This window comes from Paenibacillus chartarius (genome assembly GCF_042432825.1).
Lineage (GTDB): Bacteria > Bacillota > Bacilli > Paenibacillales > NBRC-103111 > Gordoniibacillus > Gordoniibacillus chartarius.
This window is the reverse complement of sequence record NZ_JBHLWN010000120.1, coordinates 17,699-33,921: the sequence shown is the minus strand read 5'-3', so window position 1 is coordinate 33,921 and position 16,223 is coordinate 17,699. Positions and strand designations below refer to the sequence as shown.

Here is a 16,223-nt window from a genome sequence, read left to right as displayed (position 1 = left end):
TCCGCCTTGCGGGGTTTGGAAACGGCCCCGAAAGGAGTAAAATAAACTCATCGACCTCAAACCACAGCAAAGGCAGGGAGGACGTATGCGCATCCTATTCGTTTGTACCGGTAATACGTGCCGCAGTCCGATGGCCGAAGGGTTGTTCCGCGACCTGGCGCGTAAAGAAGGGCTCGAGGCGGAGGTTCGTTCGGCGGGCGTAGCCGCTTTCGACGGCGACCGCATCTCCCGCCATTCGGCGACCATTCTGGAGCAGCGGGGCATCCCCGCGGACATGAGCTCGAGTGCGCTGACGAAGGAGCATATCGCTTGGGCGGATCTCATCCTGACGATGACCCTCAGCCATAAGCGGGCCGTTGTGCAGCGGCACCCCGACGCCATTGACAAAACCTACACGCTCCGCGAATATGTCGAGCAAGGCGGCGGGTCGGACGATGCGCTGCAAGCGCAAGAGCAGCTCATCGCCGAGATGGAGCTGAAGCGCGCCCTCGGCCAAACGATTCCTGCGGACGATTATTCGAAGCTGCGCGACCTGCAGCGGCGTGCGCCGGAGACCGACATCGCCGATCCGTTCGGCGGCTCGCTGAGCACGTATCAGGCGGCGGCGCAGGAGATCGAGGCCAGCCTGCGCAAGCTGATCGCCAAGCTGCGAAATCAGCAATAACCGGCTTTACAACAGCCGAATGTTCAGCTATCATGGAAAGTAAGGAATACGCCTCGATGTAACTGGCGACGAAGTGGGATACCACGGTGGAGCATCGAGGGATACGGCCGGTCGCCTGGGCAGAAGAGCAACGCTACGGAACCATCCGTGCGTCCTGCTCTTTTTTTCATTTCTCGGCGCGGCAGCTGGGTACACTACCTTCCATAAACCAATTCATTCTAGGAGGTCGGCACATCGCTATGAAAATCGCAATCGGAGCAGATCACGCAGGCTATCGACTGAAAGACGTACTCGTCCCTTTCCTTAAGGAGCTTGGTCATGAAGTGATCGACGTAGGCAGCCACGGACCGGATTCGGTCGACTACCCGGATTACGCGTTCAGCGTCAGCGAGAAAGTCGTATCGGGTGATGTGGACAAAGGCATTTTGCTGTGCGGCACAGGCATCGGCATGTGCATTGCGGCGAACAAAGTGCCGGGCGTTCGCGCCGCACTCGTTCACGATCTGTTCTCCGCCAAAGCGACGCGCGAACACAACGATACGAATGTGCTGGCTATGGGAGAACGCGTAGTCGGCCCCGGCGTCGCGCAGGACATCGTCAAGGTGTGGCTGGAGACCCCGTTCTCCGAAGGAGAGCGCCATCAGAACCGCATCAACAAAGTAAAAAGTATCGAAGAGCGTCAACTGCTGCATCCTTAAGGCGGTGACCGGACTATGAGCGAGCAGCCGCTGGACCTGCAATTGTTGACGAGTCAAGCCGACGTTTTGCTCCGCGAGCTCGCCGCTGTCGGCAGCCTCCGCCGCGGACACATCGTCGTTATCGGCACCAGCACGAGTGAAGTAGCCGGAGCGCGGATCGGCACCGCCGGTGCGGCGGATGTCGCCGCTGCGTTATTCGCAGGCTGGAAGCCGGCTGCGGACGAGCTGGGGCTGCACCTCGCCTTCCAATGCTGCGAGCATCTGAACCGCGCGTTGGTCGTGGAGGAGGCGCTGCTGGAGCGCTACCCGCACTTTGAGCCCGTCAGCGTCGTGCCGGTCCCGAAAGCGGGCGGGTCGATGGCCTCTCACGCATACCGCCGACTGACGGCCGCGCGGGTGATCGAGACGATTGAAGCGCATGCGGGTATCGACGTCGGCGACACGCTGATCGGCATGCATCTCCGGCGCGTTGCCGTACCGGCGAGACTGTCCGTCCGCGCCATCGGCCACGCGCACGTTACGGCGGCGTACACGCGGCCGAAGCTGATCGGCGGCGCCCGCGCCGTCTATGAACCGGAGCATGAGCCCGATTCATCGGGAAACTGCAACTAAACCTAATGGGGAGGAACCATACATGTTAGAGAACCTGAACAAGCAAGATCCGAAAATCGTTGAAGCACTGAACCTCGAGCTGGGCCGCCAACGCGACAAAATCGAGCTGATCGCCTCCGAAAACTTCGTCTCCCGCGCCGTTCTGGAAGCCGCAGGCACCGTCCTGACGAATAAATATGCGGAAGGCTATCCGGGCAAGCGCTACTACGGCGGCTGCGAATACGTCGACATCGTGGAAGATATCGCCCGCGACCGCGCGAAGGAGCTGTTCGGCGCCGAGCACGCGAACGTGCAGCCGCACTCCGGCGCGCAGGCGAACCTTGCCGTTTACCTGGCGGCTCTGAACCCTGGCGACACCGTTCTCGGCATGAACCTGGCGCACGGCGGTCACCTGACACACGGCAGCCCGGTTAACGCTTCCGGCTTGCTCTATAACTTCGTCGCATACGGCGTAAGCGAGACCGATTTCCGCATCGACTACGAAGACCTGCGCAAAGCGGCGTTCAAGCACCGCCCTCGCCTGATCGTAGCGGGCGCTTCCGCTTACCCGCGCGTGATCGATTTCGAAAAGATCGCTTCGATCGCTAACGACGTCGGCGCTCTGTTCATGGTCGACATGGCGCACATCGCCGGCCTCGTTGCTGCAGGCCTGCACCCGAATCCGGTGCCGCATGCTCACTTCGTGACGACGACGACGCACAAGACGCTACGCGGTCCGCGCGGCGGAATGATCCTGTGCCGCAAGCCGTGGGCTGCTGCCATCGACAAGGCTGTGTTCCCGGGCACGCAAGGCGGTCCGCTGATGCACATTATCGCCGCGAAGGCCGTTGCTTTGGGCGAAGCGCTGCAGCCGGAGTTCAAGACATACGCGCAGAACGTTGTGCACAATGCGAAGGTGCTGTCCGAAGGCTTGCTGGCGGAAGGCATTAACCTGGTGTCCGGCGGTACGGACAACCACTTGATGCTGATCGACCTGCGTAATCTGAACATTACCGGTAAAGACGCCGAGCATGTTTTGGACGAAGTTGGCGTAACGGTGAACAAAAACGCCATTCCGTTCGACCCGACGAGCCCGTTCATCACGAGCGGTGTCCGCGTCGGTACTGCAGCCGCTACTTCTCGCGGTATGAATGCAGAGGCGATGAAAGTGATCGCCAAGATCATCGCCCTGACGCTCAAGAATCCGAAGGACGAAGCGAAGCTGGAAGAAGCGCGCGGCATGGTTCGCGACTTGACCGCTCAGTTCCCGCTGTACGCAGGTCTCGGTTATTAATCTGCATAGCAATGTTAGCCCCGCGCAGGTGTACTGCGGCGGGGCTTTTTTATGGGCCGCCTTGCCAGCGCAGAGCCGCCACAGCAGCTCAAGACCGCCCCAAAAGAGCCGTCTTTACGGCACCGTGCCACCGCAGCAGCCCAAGATCGCCCAAAAAGGGCCGTCATGCCAGCATTGATCCACCATAGCAGCCCAAGACCGCTCAAAAAGGTCCGTCTTGGCAGCGCTGAGCTACCACAGCAGCTCAAGACCGCCCAAAAGGGGCCGTCTTGCCGTCACCGAGACACCACAGCAGCCCAAGACCGCTCAAAAAGGGCCGTCTTCGCGGCGCTAACCCGCCACAGCAGCCCAAGACCGCCCAAAAAGGGCCGTCTTCGCAGCGCTGAACCGCCACAGCAGGTCAAGACCGCCCAAAAAGGTCCGTCTTGGCAGCGCTGAGCCGCCACAGGAGCCCAAGACCGCCCAAAAGGGGCCGTCTTGCCGTCACCGAGCCGCCACAGGAGCCCAAGACCGCCCAAAAGGGGCCGTCTTGCCGTCACCGAGCCACCACAGCAGCCCAAGACCGCCCTCAAAGGGCCGTCTTGCCGTCACCGAGCCTCCACAGTCGCCCAAGGCCGCCCTTGAAGGGCCATCCCCCCGGCGCTAAAATGGCGGCATTTCACATCTACTCGTTGATGTTCTCTGCGATACATGACGTTAAAGCGAAGGAAGAGTGACCTGTGCATCAATTGTTTAACTTCCTGTTGATCTTGGTTACACCTGTTGCCGTGGCGGCGGGGTTATAGTTTCTCTACAAGCGGCTGACAAAATCCCGTAGAAACCCCGTTTCCGATGCAAACGCCGCCCAAGCCGCGAGGGAAGCAGGGTTATTTTGCATGATGTCCTTGAGGAAATGGAATGGGAGAACTGTCCGGCGCCTTTCCGGGTGAGCTGTCGAGAACTACGGCTATATTTTCGCCTTTATTTCTCTGACGGTTTGACAACGAAGCAGCTGCAACATTATGAAGTGTTGTTCCGTTTCGTAATCGCATGGAAAACAAGATGCGAAGGAGGAGTAGGATACCGCCAACTATAAATTTACGGGGGGACAAGCCCCGTTAGGACTTGCTCCCAAGGTATGCTATAATAATCAACGTTTACCGATTACCGCCAAGATGGGGGCTACCTTATGGGGAAAGTATACATAACCGACCACCCGCTGATTCAGCACAAGCTGACTTACATCCGCGACGAAGCGACGAAGACAAAGGACTTCCGCGATCTGGTCGACGAAGTCGCCACATTGATGGCGTACGAAATTACCCGCGATCTCCCGCTCGAGAACATACAGGTGAGGACACCCGTCGCTACGGCGGACAGCCGCATCATTTCCGGACGGATGCTCGGGCTCATTCCGATTCTCCGCGCCGGTCTGGGCATGGTTGACGGCATTCTGAAGCTGATCCCGGCAGCGAAGGTCGGGCATATTGGCCTCTACCGCGACCCAAACACCCTGCAGCCTGTGGAATACTATGTAAAGCTGCCGACTGACGTGCAGGAGCGGCTGCTGATCGTCATCGACCCGATGCTCGCTACCGGCGGTTCGGCGAACATGGCGATTGAAGCGCTCAAGAAACGCGGTTGTACGCAGATCAAGCTCATGTGCCTGATCGCGGCTCCCGAAGGCATCCAGGCCGTGCAGCAGGAGCATCCAGATATCGACATCTACGTAGCGGCGATTGACGATTATTTGAACGATCATGGCTATATCGTACCGGGATTGGGAGATGCCGGCGACCGATTATTCGGTACTAAGTGAGGGGGAAACCGTAACCAATGAACCGTTTGAAAATCATGACGATCTTCGGCACACGCCCCGAAGCGATCAAGATGGCTCCGCTCATTAAGGAGCTGGAGAAGCGGCCCGATCAGATCGAGTCGCTTGTTTGCGTGACCGCACAGCACCGGCAGATGCTCGATCAGGTGCTGGACATATTCAGTATTAAGCCGGACTACGACCTCGACGTCATGAAGGACAGACAAACGCTGAACGAAATTACGATCCGCGTGCTGCAGGGGCTCGATCCGGTATTCCGCGAAGCGAAGCCGGACATGATTCTGGTGCACGGCGACACGCTGACAACGTTCGTGGCAAGCTATGCGGCGTTCCTGCAGCAGATCCAGGTGGGCCATGTCGAGGCGGGACTGCGGACGTGGAACAAAATGTCCCCGTATCCCGAGGAGATGAACCGCCAGCTGACGGGTGTGCTCTCGGATGTGCATTTTGCCCCGACGAATCAGTCCGCGGACAATTTGCGCAAGGAGAACAAACCGGAGGAACGCATCTACATTACCGGCAATACGGTGACCGACGTGTTCCAGTACACAGTGAAGAAGGAATTTGCTCATCCGATGCTGGAATGGGCGCAAGGCAAGCGCCTCATTCTGATGACGGCGCACCGCCGCGAGGCGCAGGGAGAACCGCACCGCCGCATTTTCCAAGCGGTTCGGAAGCTGGCGGACGAGTTCGAGGACATCGCCATCGTGTATCCGGTGCATCTGAGTCCGGCGGTCAGGGAGCCGGCGCACGAGCTGCTCGGCGGCCACCCGCGCATTCAGCTGATCGAGCCGCTCGATGTGTTCGAGTTCCATAATTTTTACCCGCATGCCTACATGATCTTGACCGATTCCGGCGGTTTGCAGGAAGAGGCGCCTTCGTTCGGCGTACCGGTGCTCGTGCTTCGCGATACGACGGAACGTCCGGAGGGCATTGCCGCAGGAACGCTGGAGCTCGTCGGTACGGACGGGGAGAAGGTTTACGAGCGGGCGAAGGCGCTGCTGACGGACAAGAATTTGTATGAGAAAATGAGCAACGCGGCGAATCCTTATGGGGACGGCAAAGCGTCCGAACGCATCGTCCATGGGATTTTGCACCATTTCGGCAGGTCGTCCGACCGTCCGGCACCGTTCCAACCGTGACAAAATCATGACAAACGTTGCACCATACAGTTGCACTGTTTGGTTTGCAGCGCCGCAAACCCTTGGCACACAAGGGTTTTGCGATTTTTCGAGAGAAATTGAAAAATGCGCTTCAATTGACAAACGAAGTAGGTCTTCGATAAAATTAGTGAGGGTTGTGAGGGAATCGGCTTATGCAGCAGAAGGATCCGAACAATCAATCGCCTTGGCGGGCCGCCGGATTGGTGACCGCTCTGGGTCTGGACATTGTAGTGTGCACGATGATCGGGTATTTCGCGGGCAGCTATGCCGGGAAATATTTCGGCAGCCCGACAGCTTGGACGGTCGGAGGGGTTCTGGTCGGATTTGCGATCGGAATCATAACGGTCGTGCTGATGCTGAAGAAGTTTCTGGAGGACAATGCCTAAGATGAACGTCCACATGAAGCCCATCGTAAGAGCCGTGCTGCTGGCGATGTCTGTGAGCCTGGTGATCTGGGCGGTATTCCCCGCTTACCGGAGTTATGCGACCGGTTTCATACTAGGAATGATGGTCAGCCTGATCAACGCCTGGCTGCTTATGATCAAGATTGAAGCGATTTCCAAAATGGTTGCCGAAGGAACAAAGAAACGCGTCAATCTTGGTTTCGTATCCAGAGTTTGTATGGCAATTCTCGCGGTGATGGTCGCCGTGAAGCTGCCGCAGGTCGATCTTGTTTTTACCATCATTGGATTATTTTCCGTCCAATTGGGGACACTCGTGATGGGTCTCGTTACAAAGAAAGGCAATCATCCTTAGTACATGGAAAGGAGGGGAAAGTTTCATGCATGGATTTCCTACGCTCCACATCGGTTCGCTGAACATCGACGTTTCGACGTTCCTCGGGATTATCGTATCCTGTTTGGTGGTGTTCATTCTAGCGATGGTATCCGTACGGAATTTGTCGGTAACGAATCCGTCCAAGATGCAGAACTTCTTGGAGTGGGTTGTCGAGTTCGTACATAACATCGTGGCGAGCGCGATGCCGATTAAGAAAGCGAAGCCTTACGTGTCGCTGGGCATGACGCTGATTATGTTTATCTTCGTCTCGAACTTGCTCGGTTTGCCGTTCGGTATCGTAACGGAGCATCATGAGCCGGTCAAATTGTTTGGTTTCGAAGTCATTTCGGCTGAGATGATCAGTCATCATCATGAGTACGCTTGGTGGAAATCGCCTACAGCTGACGTATCCGTCACTTTCGCTCTGGCTTTAATCGTAATCGTTTTGGTCCACTTCCTGGGCCTGACGCAGAACACCAAGCACTACCTGAAACACTATTTCGAGCCGTACGTGTTCTTCTTCCCGCTGAACGTCATCAAGGAGATTTCCAAGCCGCTAACGCTCGGTCTTCGTCTGTACGCGAATATTTTCGCAGGGGAAGTACTGATCGCTACAATCTTGATGGCAGGCTGGGCCGGTATTCCGCTGCTCGCCGCTTGGCAGGGCTTCAGTATTTTCGTCGGTGCGATTCAGGCGTTCCTGTTTACGATGCTGACGATGGTTTACATTTCGCAGGCTACCGTTCACGAAGAGCATCACTAAGCTTCATCTGAATTATTCCTTGCCCGCGCAAATGCGCGAAAGCGGGGTTAAGATCAATACAGGCAAGTAAAATATTAATCCAAAAGGATCTTTGAGGAGGATTTCTACAATGGAATTTTTGGCAGCAGCTTTGGCAATCGGTCTGGGCGCACTTGGCGCAGGTATTGGTAACGGTATGATCGTAAGTAAGACAGTTGAAGGTATCGCTCGTCAACCAGAGCTTCGCGGTACGTTGCAAACGACAATGTTCATCGGTGTTGGTATCGTCGAGGTCGTTCCGATTATCGGTGTCGTAGTCGGCTTCCTGATCTTCTTCGGAGCTTAATAGCGGATGATGACAGGTATGGCGCGGAAGGCCTACAGCCATCCACGCCTTCGTTTTGCTTGAACTGACCGAAAGGAGTGACTGGGATGAGTTGGCATTGGGAATCGTTTGTATTTGCGATGATCGCATTTCTGATTCTGTATTGGCTCCTTAGCAAGTATGCCTTCGGACCTCTGATGGGCATCATGGAGCAGCGCAGACAGCACGTACAAGAGCAGCTGCAAACTTCCGAGCGCAGCCGCAGCGAAGCGGAAGAGCTTCTGAAGCAGCAGAAGGAAGCTCTGCAGCAAGCGCGCAAGGAAGCTCACGATATTATCGAGCAAGCCAAGACGACGGCTGCCCGTCAAGCGGACGATCTGGTTGCTCAGGCGAAGGCCGAAGCAACCCGTCTGAAGGACGAAGCTGTTCGCGATATCGAGAACGAGAAGAACAAGGCGGTTGCCGCACTGCGCAGCCAAGTGAGCGCGATGTCGGTATTGATCGCTTCGAAGATCATCGAGAAGCAAATCGATGAGAAGACGAACGAGGAGCTCATTAACCATTACCTGAAAGAGGTAGGGGGCTGAGCATGAGCAGTGAGTACACAGTAGCCAAGAGGTATGCGAAGGCGCTGTTCGATCTGGCTCAGGAGCAGGGGATCGTTTCGCAGGTGGAAGAGGATCTCAGCGCCGTTATTACGATTATCAAGGAAAACGTCGAGCTGAACCAGCTGCTCCTGCACCCGAACATCGAAAGCAGCGCAAAGACGAACATGCTCAAGCAGCTGTTCGAAGGGCGAGTATCGGAAGCCGTGCTGGGCACGATTATTCTGCTCGTTACCCGCGGACGCGAGGAAGTGCTTCCTTACGTGCTGGCGGATTATGTACAGATCGCAAGCGAAGCGTTGAACCAGGCCACTGCATACGTTACGGCTCCCTACGAGCTGTCGGACGCGGACAAGGCGTCAGTCGCCGAGCATTTCGGCAAGCTGAGCGGGAAAACGATTCGTGTTCATACGACCATCGACAAGAGCCTGCTAGGCGGCATCAAGGTCCGGATCGGCGATCGTCTGTATGATGGAAGCTTGTCCGGCAAGCTGAACCGGCTGGAGAAAAAATTGACTGAAACTCAAGCACTGTGATAGGGGTGAGGTTCGTTGGCTATTAGACCTGATGAGATCAGCACGCTGATCAAACAACAGATTGAACAATATAAGTCCGATATTCAAGTTGTCGAGGTAGGTACGGTCATCACAGTCGGTGACGGTATCGCGCGCGCGCACGGTCTGAGCAACGTTATGGCCGGTGAGCTCTTGGAGTTCTCGAGTGGCGTTCTCGGTTATGCGTTCAACCTTGAAGAAAACAACGTCGGTATCGTTATCTTGGGCCCTTACACGGACATTCGTGAAGGCGACCAAGTGAAGCGTACGGGCCGCATTATGGAAGTACCGGTAGGCGAAGCGCTGCTGGGCCGCGTTGTCAACGCGCTGGGCCAGCCGGTTGACGGCCGCGGTCCGATCGAGACGACGCACAGCCGTGCGGTTGAGTCTCCGGCACCGGGCGTTATGGCTCGTAAATCGGTACATGAGCCGATGCAGACGGGTATCAAAGCGATCGACGCGATGGTACCGATCGGCCGCGGACAGCGCGAGCTGATCATCGGCGACCGTCAAACAGGTAAAACTTCCGTAGCGATCGACACGATCATCAACCAGAAGGGCAACGGGGTAAAATGTATCTACGTTGCTATCGGCCAGAAGCAATCGACGGTAGTAGGCGTCGTTGAGCAGCTCCGTAAAGCTGGCGCTCTCGATTACACGATCGTCGTTACGGCATCGGCATCCGAGCCGTCCCCAATGCTGTGGCTGGCTCCATATGCAGGCTGCGCAATGGGCGAATATTTCATGTACAAGGGCGAGCATGCCCTGATTATCTATGACGATTTGTCCAAGCAAGCTGCAGCTTACCGCGAGCTGTCCTTGCTGCTCCGCCGCCCGCCGGGCCGCGAAGCGTATCCGGGCGACGTATTCTATCTGCACTCCCGTCTTCTCGAGCGCGCAGCGAAGCTGAGCGACGAAATGGGCGCAGGCTCGCTGACGGCGCTGCCGTTCATCGAGACGCAAGCCGGCGATATCTCGGCATATATTCCGACGAACGTAATTTCGATTACGGACGGCCAGATTTTCATGGAGACCGACTTGTTCTACTCCGGTCAGCGTCCGGCCGTAAACGTCGGTAACTCGGTATCCCGCGTAGGCGGATCCGCACAGACGAAGGCAATGAAGAAGGTTGCCGGTACGCTCCGCGTCGACTTGGCGCAGTACCGCGAGCTGGCTGCATTCGCAGCGTTCGGCTCCGACCTCGACAAGGCGACGAAAGCTCGTCTCGACCGCGGTATCCGTACGCTCGAAATTCTGAAGCAGGGTGTTAACCAGCCGCTTGCGCTGGAGCGCCAGGTTGCGTCGCTCTACACCGTTGTTAAGGGCCACCTTGACGATCTGCCGGTGGAAGACGTGCGCCGCTTCGAAGCCGAGTTCCTTGCATACCTTGACTCGAACCGCGCTGAGATCCTCGCGAGCATCCGCGACACGAAGGATCTGACCGCCGACAATGAGAAAGCACTGATCGAAGCCATTCAGCAGTTCAAGAAGAGCTTCGCTCGTTCGGAATAAGAATCAGGGTCGCGGGCTTCTCACCCTTGAGGAGCTCCGATCATTTCGTCTCGAAAGAGAGGTGAGCACGAATGGCTAAAGGGATGCGCGAGATTAAGCGCCAGATCAAATCGACGCAGAATACGAAGCAGATTACGCGGGCGATGGAGATGGTCGCTGCCGCCAACCTGAGAAGAGCTCAGCAGGCTGCCGAAGCGGCTAGGCCTTATGCGGATAAATTGAAGGAAGTTATCGGCAACATTGCAGCAGGCACGAAGGGTGTGAGCCACCCGATGCTGCAAAGCCGGACCATCAAGAGAACCGGCTACCTGGTTATCACGTCGGACCGCGGTCTTGCTGGCGGCTACAACGCGAATATTTTGCGTAAAGTCGCTACCGAGATCAAGGAGCGGCATAAGAGTCCGGACGAGTATTCGATCATGGTAATCGGCCGTAAGGGCCGCGATTATTTCCGCCGCCGCAATATGCCGATTATCGAAGAGATTACCGGTCTGCCGGATCAAGTGAATTTCTCGGATATCAAAACCATCGCATCGACGGCCGTTTCGAACTTTGAGAGAGGCTTGTACGACGAGCTGTACTTGTTCTACAACGAGTTCAAGAATGCGATGACCCAGGTTCCGACCATGAAACGCCTGCTTCCGATGGAGGACGTTACGGTTCAATCGGCGGCAAGCTACGAATACGAACCGTCTGCAGAAGGCGTGCTTGAGGTGCTGCTCCCGAAATATGCGGAGACACTCGTATACAGCGCGGTACTGGACGGCAAGGCAAGTGAGTTCGGCGCACGGATGACGGCGATGAACAGCGCCACGAAGAATGCGACGAAGATGATCAACACGTACACGCTGGCCTACAACCGTGCGCGTCAAGCTTCGATTACTCAGGAAATTTCCGAGATTGTCGCAGGGGCGAACGCACAGGCCTAATTTTCGCTATCGGGCGAAATCTATAAGGAGGGAAACATGAGCAAAGGTCGCGTAGTTAATATTACAGGGCCGGTTGTCGACATTGAGTTCGAACGTGGACACCTCCCTGATATCCTTAATGCTATTCGCATCCAATCGGGCGAGATCAGCCTCACGGCTGAAGTAGCCATTCACCTTGGCGACAACCTCGTTCGCTGCATTGCGATGTCTTCCACGGACGGACTTGTCCGCGGCATGGAAGCCGTTGATACAGGTGCGGCTATTACGGTTCCGGTAGGACCGGCAACGCTCGGCCGCGTATTCAACGTACTGGGTGACCCGATCGACGGAGTCAACGAAGTGGACCGTTCGATTTCGAGCCCGATCCACAAACCGGCTCCAGCGTTCGACAACCTGTCGACGAAGGCTGAGATTCTGGAAACCGGCATCAAGGTTATCGACCTGATGGCTCCGTACGTTAAGGGCGGTAAGATCGGCCTGTTCGGCGGTGCGGGTGTAGGTAAGACGGTAACGATGCAGGAATTGATTCACAACATCGCTCAAGAGCACGGCGGTATTTCCGTATTCGCCGGTGTAGGCGAGCGTACCCGTGAAGGTAACGACCTGTATCACGAGATGAAAGACTCCGGCGTTATCGCGAAGACGGCGATGGTGTTCGGTCAGATGAACGAGCCGCCAGGCGCGCGTCTGCGCGTTGCGCTGTCGGGTCTGACGATGGCCGAGTATTTCCGCGACGTCGAGGGCCGTGACGTTCTTCTGTTCATCGACAACATCTTCCGCTTTACTCAAGCGGGTTCCGAAGTATCCGCCCTGCTCGGCCGTATGCCGTCCGCGGTAGGTTACCAGCCGACGCTGGCAACCGAGATGGGTCAGCTGCAAGAGCGGATTACATCGACGAAGAAAGGTTCCGTAACTTCCATTCAGGCGATCTACGTACCGGCGGACGACTACACCGACCCGGCTCCGGCAACGGCGTTCGCTCACTTGGACGCTACGACGAACCTGGAGCGTTCGATCGCAGCTGCCGGTATTTTCCCTGCGGTAGACCCGCTTGCATCGACATCCCGCGCTCTGGCGCCGGAAATTGTAGGCGAGGAGCACTACCAAGTCGCACAAGGCGTGAAACGTATTCTGCAGCGTTATAAAGAGCTGCTGGATATCATCGCGATCCTGGGTATGGATGAGCTGTCCGACGAGGATAAAATGGTCGTACACCGCGCTCGCCGCCTCCGTCTGTTCCTGTCCCAGCCGCTTCACGTAGCCGAGCCGTTCAACGGCTTCCCAGGCTTGTATGTATCGGTTAAGGACACTGTGCGCAGCTTCAAGGAAATTCTTGAAGGCAAGCACGACCATCTTCCGGAGGTCGCGTTCCACAACGTCGGCTCTATCGAAGGTGCCATCGAGAAAGCGAAGACGCTGTAATTGGACTATAACGCAGGCCATGCCCGTTCCCCTCGGGGTACGGGAGGAGGAGGGGAATGCAAGTGAGCAGCTTCCTGCTGGAAATCGTTACTCCGGACCGTAAAGTATTCGGTGAAGAAGTGTCGATGATCGTAGTGGAAGGCGTTGAGGGTCAGCTTGGCATTCTGCCGAACCACATTCCACTGGTCACTCCGTTGAAGATCGCCCCGATTACTGTCAAGAAGCAAGGTCAGAAAGACCAGCTTCTCGCGGTACACGGCGGGTTCATGGAAGTGCGCAAGGACAAGGTGGTTATTCTGGCGGAATCCGCCGAACTGCCTGGCGATATCGACGTCGATCGCGCCAAGCGGGCCAAAACCCGTGCCGAAGAACGTCTGAAGCAAGCCAAACGCGACGAATTCGATTTTCGCCGTGCCGAGCGTGCGCTGCAGCGTGCAACGGTTCGTCTGGACGTATCAAATAAATAGCATGTGTAAGAGAAGGGCTGACCTGATTATCGCTTAGGCGATGAAGGTCGGCCCTTCTTTTTGCATGCCAGACGTATAAGCTTCGCTCATATCTTGGCTGTGATTCGGCTAAGAGTTGAGTAGGGCGATTGTGAATGACATGTAGGAAGTCGTCAATCCTTTGCCCAGTTAAGCTGAAGGTAGGCCTATACTTGATGTTTGAATAACTCGGTCTCCCCTGGGAAATATGCCCCAATCGACGGTGGGCAAATCAAAGGGGGGTTCCCGGTATTAAGGTGCTGGAGCAGCTTGTCCCGGTATTTTCAGCAGCAGGCCAGTGCCACTGTCATTGTCGTTAAGTATTATATGTATTATAATAGATAATACAAAACAAGAAACGTTAGAAGGTATTAGGAGTTGATAAGCATATGGTCATTACCTTACAATTGGACAGCAGCACTCCGTTGTATGAACAGCTGCGCAATCAGATCGTCATCGGCATCGCAACGGGTGAGTTAAAACCGGAGGAGAAGCTGCCGACTGTTCGTCAGCTGGCCGATGATCTAGGCATTAATACGATGACCGTCAACAAAGCTTATGCGCTCTTGAAGCAGGAGGGTTATATTGTCATCGATAGGCGGCACGGCGCAAAAGTCAGAATCCCCACGCTTCCCGCAAGTTCCGATCCGTCTCCTCAAATCGAAGAGCAGCTGCAGCTCATCATTGCGCAAGCGACGATTCAAGGCGTCGATCAATCCCGGTTTCAAGCGATCTGTTCCCAAATTTTCGCCAAAATGGTTTATCGGCTTCCCTAGATTGAAGAATCGAGGTGATCATCGTGATAACCGTCATTTTGCTCATGACTGGTTTGCTTTGTTTCCTTGTAGTTGTGCTTACCTATAATAGCCAAGCGAGATATAAGAACGGTATGTTGTTTGCAGTGACGCTGCCGGAGCAAGCTGCGAATTATGAGGATGTCCGGCTGATTCAAAACCAATTTCGCAGAAGGTTTACGTTAACATGGATAGGGATGTTAATCTGCGCAGCGCCTGTAGTCTTGTTGCATGAGCGGCCGGCATATCAAATCATCTATTTTTTCGTATGGCTGGCTGTATTATTTACTGTTATAGTTGTCCCGTTCCGTCACGCGTTCCGCGATACTTTGGCGTTGAAACGCAAGAATGGATGGTATGTCGGAGTGAAGCGTGTGATCCGGAGCGATCTGCATGCGGTTCAAGCCAAGAATCGAAGGGCCGCTCCGTTCTGGTTATTTGCGATTCCATTCGCAATGTCCGGCGGCATAACCATGGTGGCGGCTCGTCAAGGGGAGCTGCAGTGGGTAGTATCTGTCAGCGGCATCGCCGTGACGCTCCTTTTCATGCTCGTCTCCGTTTCCATGCGTAGAACGAAAGCCAAAGTGTACAGCATGAACAGTGAGTTAAACGTCGCGCTGAATCAGGAGAGCCGCCGGGCCATTTCCTACATGTGGCTATGGCTGGCGATTTTGGAGAATATTCATCTGCTGTTTGTAAACTTGATGATGTCTAACGAGAATGCCGAGCTGTTCGGCTTGTGGCTGTCTTGCGCGTTGCTATTTACCGCAGCACCGGTAGGCTGCGTGGTGTATACGTACCGGAGCATTCATGCCCGCGAGCAGGAGCAGCTGTCGAACGATGGCAAAGTGATTTACTCGGACGATGACGAATACTGGGCGAACGGGTTTACTTATCACAATCCGAATGACAAGAGCGTTTGGGTGAGTAAACGAATCGGGGTAGGAGAGACGATCAATACGGCGACTACAGCTGGAAAATGGATGGTGGGGAGCATTATCGGGCTTATGGTTATCGTTGTGTTCTTTGTATCTTTCATGCTGATTCGCGCGGAGACGACATCGCCGAGTCTCAGCGTCACACCGGAGCGAAGCATCCGAATCGACTATCCCATGTATTCGTATGACTTCCGGATCGAAGATGTTGAGCAGCTGGCACTTGTGGATCAAATCCCTTCGGGAACCAAGACAAATGGCGAAGCAACCGGCAAGTATGCAAGAGGGCATTTTCGCTTGAAGGAGCTCGGTAAGGCTAGAATGTATATCTTTCGAGACAGCCCGCCATATATTCAAATCAAATTGAAGGATGGGTACATCTTCTACAACGAGAAGGAAGCGTTCCAGACCGAGCGGATATTCAAGGAGCTGAAGGAGTTGGATACAAAATAACGAAAAAGCGGGCCGGGGATTACTTCGGCCTCTTTTTCCGCAGAACGCATTTACACCGGGTTTATCCGGAGTCCAAGAGATTTCCTTCTACTTCGCCGAACTGAGCGATCTTGACGCCGGTATTCATCTTTCAAGACTTTCACGATACGAGCGGTCTCTCGAGCGGCCGCATTCGTAACCCGATCAAGCAGTACGGGGCCTGGCTTCTCAGTCACGACATCGCCGCAGAGAGAGTTGCAGTTCACGAATTCGGCAAAGTAAATTTGAATGGAAACCGTTTGCGTAAACGTATGACTGTTACGGAGACCTCCTTTATAAAATGACAATGGCATGTAGGCAAGAAAGGGAGCAAGCAGGCAAAAGGTTTGAAACGGGGACGAAACAGATGTTCCACGGGGAACATTTTTACGTATAGGGAGTGGTCCGTTGAGGTATGCTAAGAGGTAGCCTATTGGAGCGCGTAG

The 16,223-nt window shown here is 55.4% G+C and carries 18 protein-coding genes and 1 riboswitch; all 18 genes read left to right on the top strand.

What is annotated here, in order from left to right; all coding sequences use genetic code 11:
* Positions 1 to 85: 85 nt before the first annotated feature.
* The 18 genes from ACFFK0_RS28855 (at position 86) to ACFFK0_RS28770 (ending at position 15,759) form a co-directional block, all read left to right on the top strand.
* On the top strand, positions 86 to 664 hold the full coding sequence (locus tag ACFFK0_RS28855; protein ID WP_377474563.1) for a low molecular weight protein arginine phosphatase: 579 nt from the start codon (positions 86 to 88) through the stop codon (positions 662 to 664).
* 48 nt (positions 665 to 712) lie between these two features.
* Positions 713 to 792: riboswitch (ZMP/ZTP riboswitch) on the top strand.
* Positions 793 to 903: 111 nt separating this feature from the next.
* Positions 904 to 1,362 carry a ribose 5-phosphate isomerase B gene (gene rpiB / locus ACFFK0_RS28850; protein ID WP_377474561.1) on the top strand — a complete coding sequence of 153 codons (459 nt, stop codon included), beginning with the start codon at positions 904 to 906 and terminating at the stop codon, positions 1,360 to 1,362.
* 15 nt (positions 1,363 to 1,377) lie between these two features.
* Positions 1,378 to 1,974 (top strand): TIGR01440 family protein, encoded by a 597-nt coding sequence (locus ACFFK0_RS28845; protein ID WP_377474558.1) that lies wholly within the window; start codon positions 1,378 to 1,380, stop codon positions 1,972 to 1,974.
* A 22-nt stretch (positions 1,975 to 1,996) separates the two neighbouring features.
* Positions 1,997 to 3,247 (top strand): serine hydroxymethyltransferase, encoded by a 1,251-nt coding sequence (gene glyA / locus ACFFK0_RS28840; protein ID WP_377474556.1) that lies wholly within the window; start codon positions 1,997 to 1,999, stop codon positions 3,245 to 3,247.
* A gap of 1,168 nt (positions 3,248 to 4,415) precedes the next feature.
* Positions 4,416 to 5,045 (top strand): uracil phosphoribosyltransferase, encoded by a 630-nt coding sequence (gene upp / locus ACFFK0_RS28835; RefSeq protein ID WP_377474554.1) that lies wholly within the window; start codon positions 4,416 to 4,418, stop codon positions 5,043 to 5,045.
* 17 nt (positions 5,046 to 5,062) lie between these two features.
* Positions 5,063 to 6,205 carry a non-hydrolyzing UDP-N-acetylglucosamine 2-epimerase gene (wecB, locus tag ACFFK0_RS28830; protein ID WP_377474552.1) on the top strand — a complete coding sequence of 381 codons (1,143 nt, stop codon included), beginning with the start codon at positions 5,063 to 5,065 and terminating at the stop codon, positions 6,203 to 6,205.
* A 173-nt stretch (positions 6,206 to 6,378) separates the two neighbouring features.
* Positions 6,379 to 6,612 carry an AtpZ/AtpI family protein gene (locus ACFFK0_RS28825; protein WP_377474550.1) on the top strand — a complete coding sequence of 78 codons (234 nt, stop codon included), beginning with the start codon at positions 6,379 to 6,381 and terminating at the stop codon, positions 6,610 to 6,612.
* Between the two features lies 1 nt (position 6,613).
* The gene (locus tag ACFFK0_RS28820; RefSeq protein ID WP_377474548.1) at positions 6,614 to 6,982 is read left to right on the top strand and encodes an ATP synthase subunit I; all 369 of its coding nucleotides are present in this window, start codon (positions 6,614 to 6,616) and stop codon (positions 6,980 to 6,982) included.
* A 25-nt stretch (positions 6,983 to 7,007) separates the two neighbouring features.
* A complete protein-coding gene (gene atpB, locus ACFFK0_RS28815) occupies positions 7,008 to 7,766 on the top strand; it encodes a F0F1 ATP synthase subunit A (RefSeq protein ID WP_377474546.1) in 759 nt (252 codons plus the stop codon).
* 109 nt (positions 7,767 to 7,875) lie between these two features.
* Positions 7,876 to 8,091, top strand: coding sequence for a F0F1 ATP synthase subunit C (gene atpE, locus ACFFK0_RS28810; RefSeq protein ID WP_377474544.1), 216 nt, complete (start codon positions 7,876 to 7,878; stop codon positions 8,089 to 8,091).
* An 86-nt stretch (positions 8,092 to 8,177) separates the two neighbouring features.
* Complete coding sequence (gene atpF / locus ACFFK0_RS28805) at positions 8,178 to 8,657, top strand: F0F1 ATP synthase subunit B (protein WP_377474542.1); 480 nt, start codon at positions 8,178 to 8,180, stop codon at positions 8,655 to 8,657.
* A gap of 2 nt (positions 8,658 to 8,659) precedes the next feature.
* Positions 8,660 to 9,211: a F0F1 ATP synthase subunit delta gene (locus ACFFK0_RS28800; RefSeq protein WP_377474540.1), complete on the top strand. Its 552-nt coding sequence runs from the start codon at positions 8,660 to 8,662 to the stop codon at positions 9,209 to 9,211.
* Between the two features lie 15 nt (positions 9,212 to 9,226).
* Positions 9,227 to 10,741 (top strand): F0F1 ATP synthase subunit alpha, encoded by a 1,515-nt coding sequence (atpA, locus tag ACFFK0_RS28795; RefSeq protein WP_377474538.1) that lies wholly within the window; start codon positions 9,227 to 9,229, stop codon positions 10,739 to 10,741.
* A gap of 71 nt (positions 10,742 to 10,812) precedes the next feature.
* Positions 10,813 to 11,670 carry an ATP synthase F1 subunit gamma gene (gene atpG, locus ACFFK0_RS28790; RefSeq protein ID WP_377474536.1) on the top strand — a complete coding sequence of 286 codons (858 nt, stop codon included), beginning with the start codon at positions 10,813 to 10,815 and terminating at the stop codon, positions 11,668 to 11,670.
* Positions 11,671 to 11,706: 36 nt separating this feature from the next.
* Complete coding sequence (atpD, locus tag ACFFK0_RS28785; protein ID WP_377474534.1) at positions 11,707 to 13,092, top strand: F0F1 ATP synthase subunit beta; 1,386 nt, start codon at positions 11,707 to 11,709, stop codon at positions 13,090 to 13,092.
* Between the two features lie 62 nt (positions 13,093 to 13,154).
* Positions 13,155 to 13,559 (top strand): F0F1 ATP synthase subunit epsilon, encoded by a 405-nt coding sequence (locus ACFFK0_RS28780; protein ID WP_377474596.1) that lies wholly within the window; start codon positions 13,155 to 13,157, stop codon positions 13,557 to 13,559.
* 407 nt (positions 13,560 to 13,966) lie between these two features.
* Positions 13,967 to 14,353, top strand: coding sequence for a GntR family transcriptional regulator (locus ACFFK0_RS28775; RefSeq protein WP_377474532.1), 387 nt, complete (start codon positions 13,967 to 13,969; stop codon positions 14,351 to 14,353).
* 14 nt (positions 14,354 to 14,367) lie between these two features.
* Positions 14,368 to 15,759 carry a DUF5808 domain-containing protein gene (locus ACFFK0_RS28770; RefSeq protein ID WP_377474530.1) on the top strand — a complete coding sequence of 464 codons (1,392 nt, stop codon included), beginning with the start codon at positions 14,368 to 14,370 and terminating at the stop codon, positions 15,757 to 15,759.
* Positions 15,760 to 16,223: the final 464 nt, after the last annotated feature.